The following is a 3,986-nucleotide window of genomic DNA, read 5'->3' as shown; positions in this document are numbered from 1 at the left end:
TACTTTCTTTTCACATGAAAAGAAAGTAAATTAGCATTTCTTTGTTACTTTCTTGTTGCTACAAGAAAGTAAATAACAAAAAAACTTTCCTTACGCTTTCATAAAGCGTATATCCGCAAGAAATGAACATAGTCTTTGTTACTTTCTTAAATCTTTAAGAAAGTAAGGAAAAATACGTCTTTCAATCTTTCTTTAAAAGAAAGATTCAGTCCACATATATGCGTGGAACACGTTTAGAGATTCCGCATACTACTTCATATCCGATAGTTCCGTAAAGAGAAGCAAGCTCATCGGCGGTAATTTCCTCACAGCCGTCCCTGCCGATAAGGGTTACTATATCTCCCTCTTTTACACCGCCTGCATCTGAAACGTCAAGTACAAGCTGATCCATACACACTCTTCCTATAATCGGACAGCGTTTTCCTCTTACCAGTACGTCAGCCTTGCCGGAAAGCAGTCTTGAATATCCGTCAGCATATCCCACTGTTACCGTTGCAGCAGTGATACCGTCACAATCGGCTTTGTAGGTTCTTCCGTAGCTTACACTGTCGCCCTTGTGAAGTTTTTTGACTTGTGACACTACTGCCTTAAGGGACATTACCAGTTTTAAATCAACGGGCAGCTTTACGGGATAATTCGGATACAGACCATACATAATAATACCTGCCCTTGCAAGAGTGCTTTCCGGACGGTTGTGATAACAGATTCCGGCACTGTTAAGAAAATGGCAGTGTCTGAGAGCATATCCTCTTTCTTTTAAAATATTGTAAACATCAACAATAAAGTCTGCCTGATTTTTTGTGTATTCACAGCTTTCAGCATCGTCAGGATTATCCGCAACGGCAAAATGCGTATAAAGTCCCTCAGCACTTATTTTGTCAAGGGAGATTATTTTCTGTACTTCATCTGCACACTTTGAAGGATCATTATATTTAAGACCGATTCTTCCCATTCCGGTATCTATTTTTACATGGCATCTTACTTTTTGTTTTGCAAAGCTGTCAAGTTCTTTTGCGTATTCATAGGACAAAACTCCCTGAATGATATTGTTTTCCTCAAGCTCGGAAGCATATTCCGGAGGAGTAAAGCCGAGGATAAGTATTTCAGCATCGGGACAGTGTTTTCTGACGCTTACAGCCTCGTCCAGATTGGATACCGCAAAATATCTGATACCGCATTCCCGGAGTTTTTTAAGTATTTCATCTTCACCGTGTCCGTAAGCATCCGCTTTTATAACCGCCATGATCTGTGTATTTTCATGCAGAAGCGACTTTATTTTCTCTATATTTGATTCCAGTGCTCCCAGACTCACCTCTGCCCAGGCTCTTTTTAAGTAGGGTTTCATAATTAGCACAAATGTCCTCCCTTTTTGAAAACTTAATCCATTTTATTATACTACTTTTTCAAGGAAAAATAAACCCTTTTTTTACTTTTAGACGCAAGTTTCTTTTTAATTGCAAATTAATAAGTTTTCTTGATGCTTCAAGAAAGTAAAAGAAGGCAAGCAATGCTCGCCCCTACAAAGTAATCTGTCGAGCCTTATCTAAAGGAACGAATAAAAGAAAGTCACGTCTGAAAGTTTTTGCCAAGCTTTTTTCAAAAAGCGTGTTTTTGACTTACTTTTTTTAAAAAGTAAGAGGTCGAGCCTTATCTAAAGGAATGAATAAAAGAAAGTCACGTCTGAAAGTTTTTGCCAAGCTTTTTTCAAAAAGCGGGTTTTTGCTTACTTTTTTTCAAAAAAGTAAGGCTTGAAAAAAATTATATAATATGTTATGATTAAATTAATAATTTTTTCCTGAAAGGAGATGAGCAAAATAAGATTTAAGAAAACAGTTTTTACGGCAGTTGTGATTTCTGCAGTATGTCTTAATATAGATGCGTATGCACAGCCGGAAGCATTTTCTTTAGATAATATAACCGTTTTGGGGGACAGTATTTCAACCGGATACGGTCTGGAAAATGACGAACTTTCCTATTGTGACTATCTCGAAAAATATTTTAACGCAGAACTTGATAATTATGCAGTTAACGGCAGACAGACTTCCGAACTTATAAAACAGCTTGATGAGGATAAGGAAGTAAGAAAATCTCTTGAAAAAGCCGATCTGGTATGCGTCAGTATAGGCGGAAATGATATTCTTCATGTTTTTGAAGATGCTCTTTATCAGCTTGATGGTATTTCACAAACCGATAATGGTCAGTTTCAGATTTCTTCGGAATTTATACAGCAGTTTTTAACTCAGTTTTCGTCCGGATTCGGTCCGGCAGCTTCACAGGCAAAAGAAAATATGTATACTATAAGCGAACAGATCTCAAATATAAATTCTGCCGCACTTGTGGTCTTTCAGACTGTTTACAATCCTTTTGAAACGGATAATGAACAGCTTAATAATATTATGAAGCCTTTGAAAGTATTCACATCAATGTATTTAGGTACGATAAATAATTCTGTGAAGCAACAGCCGGTAATCGTTGCTGATATAAATCTGAAACTTAATGAAAAGCCGTGGCTTTTTACAAATATAAATGAACTTGATATTCACCCTAATTATCTTGGACATATGCTTATCGCAGAGGAAATTGTTCAGAAATTAAGAATGTCCGGAAATTATGACGTTTTTAAGGACGCCGCTTCGACTATTCCGAAATCTGATCTTTCACAAATACCGGAAAATATTATGTCGGAAGTCAGAAATCTTTCAAACGGCTGCCTGAGAATCAAAAATAGTCCGGAAGCTGCCGCAGCTGAAACTGACATTTCTGAAACACAACAGACTGAAACTTCAGAAACTGCTGCAAAAAATAATAATTCTAAAAAAAGTACAAAATCAAAAATTTCAGGTATTCTTTTTAAATTGGGAATATGTCTTGTAATGGTATCATTATGTATTAAAATATATTCTAATATGAGAAAGGACAGGAAAACAAAATGATTCTTTATTTAGTTATTCCATGCTACAATGAACAGGAGGTTCTTCACGAAACTGCAAGACAGCTGAAGGAAAAAATGGAAAGTCTTTGCAGCAAAGGTAAAATTTCTGATAAAAGCCGTATTGTTTTCGTAAACGACGGTTCAAAAGACAAAACATGGGAAATAATTGAGGAACTGCATAACAGCGACAAAATTTTCCGTGGCATAAAGCTTTCACGAAACAAGGGACATCAGAACGCTCTTCTTGCCGGACTTATGACTGTAAAGGATGAATGTGACGCCGCAATCTCTCTTGACGCTGATTTGCAGGACGATATCAATGCTATAGACGCTATGGTGGAAAAATATACGGAAGATGGCTGTGATGTTGTTTACGGTGTAAGAAGTGCCAGAAAAACTGACACGTTCTTTAAAAAATTCACCGCTGAATCATTTTATAAGATTATGGCAAAAATGGGCGTGGAGGTTACATTCAATCATGCGGATTACCGCCTTATGAGCCGCCGTGCATTAAACGGTCTGGAGCAGTTTAAAGAGGTAAATCTGTTCTTAAGAGGTATTGTACCTATGATAGGCTACAAGTCTGATTCAGTATACTATGAAAGAAAAGAAAGATTCGCCGGAGAATCAAAATATCCCTTGAAAAAAATGCTTGCATTTGCAATGGAGGGAATAACTTCTCTTTCAATAAAACCTATCAGAATGATTACTGCTCTGGGCGTTGGAATATTTACTATAAGTATTATTATGCTGATTTATTTCCTTATAAGACATTTTACTGGTGCTACCGTTGAGGGCTGGACTTCTATTGTTGTATCAGTCTGGGCAATCGGCGGACTTCAGCTGCTTGCTATAGGTATTATCGGCGAATATATCGGTAAAATCTATCTTGAAACTAAGGCAAGACCTAAATACATAGTTGAAGAATACTTAAAGGATTGATTAGTCTTTCTTTAAAAGAAAGATAACAAAGACTATGTTCATTTCTTGTCATGTGACAAGAAACGAACCAAAGAAACACACTTCTTTCTTTGTTCACACAAAAGAAAGAAGC

3 protein-coding genes are annotated in these 3,986 nt (G+C 36.8%); 2 read left to right on the top strand and 1 reads right to left on the bottom strand.

What is annotated here, in order from left to right:
* Window positions 1-205 precede the first annotated feature (205 nt).
* On the bottom strand, window positions 206-1,345 hold the full coding sequence (alr, locus tag ACI4WO_RS02020) for an alanine racemase (protein ID WP_439805890.1): 1,140 nt from the start codon (window positions 1,343-1,345) through the stop codon (window positions 206-208).
* Between the two features lie 460 nt (window positions 1,346-1,805).
* Here alr and ACI4WO_RS02015 point away from each other — a divergent pair, with 460 nt between their 5' ends.
* Both ACI4WO_RS02015 and ACI4WO_RS02010 read left to right on the top strand, forming a co-directional pair.
* A complete protein-coding gene (locus ACI4WO_RS02015) occupies window positions 1,806-2,933 on the top strand; it encodes an SGNH/GDSL hydrolase family protein (protein ID WP_439805889.1) in 1,128 nt (375 codons plus the stop codon).
* The gene (locus ACI4WO_RS02010) at window positions 2,930-3,874 is read left to right on the top strand and encodes a glycosyltransferase family 2 protein (protein ID WP_439805888.1); all 945 of its coding nucleotides are present in this window, start codon (window positions 2,930-2,932) and stop codon (window positions 3,872-3,874) included. The genes ACI4WO_RS02015 and ACI4WO_RS02010 overlap by 4 nt, the downstream gene beginning before the upstream one ends.
* The last annotated feature ends 112 nt before the right edge of the window (window positions 3,875-3,986 follow it).

Origin of the sequence: Porcipelethomonas sp. (genome assembly GCF_051893655.1) — a bacterium.
Lineage (GTDB): Bacteria > Bacillota > Clostridia > Oscillospirales > Ruminococcaceae > Porcipelethomonas.
The sequence above is the reverse complement of the archived record's forward strand: the minus strand, read 5'-3'. Positions and strand labels throughout refer to the sequence as shown.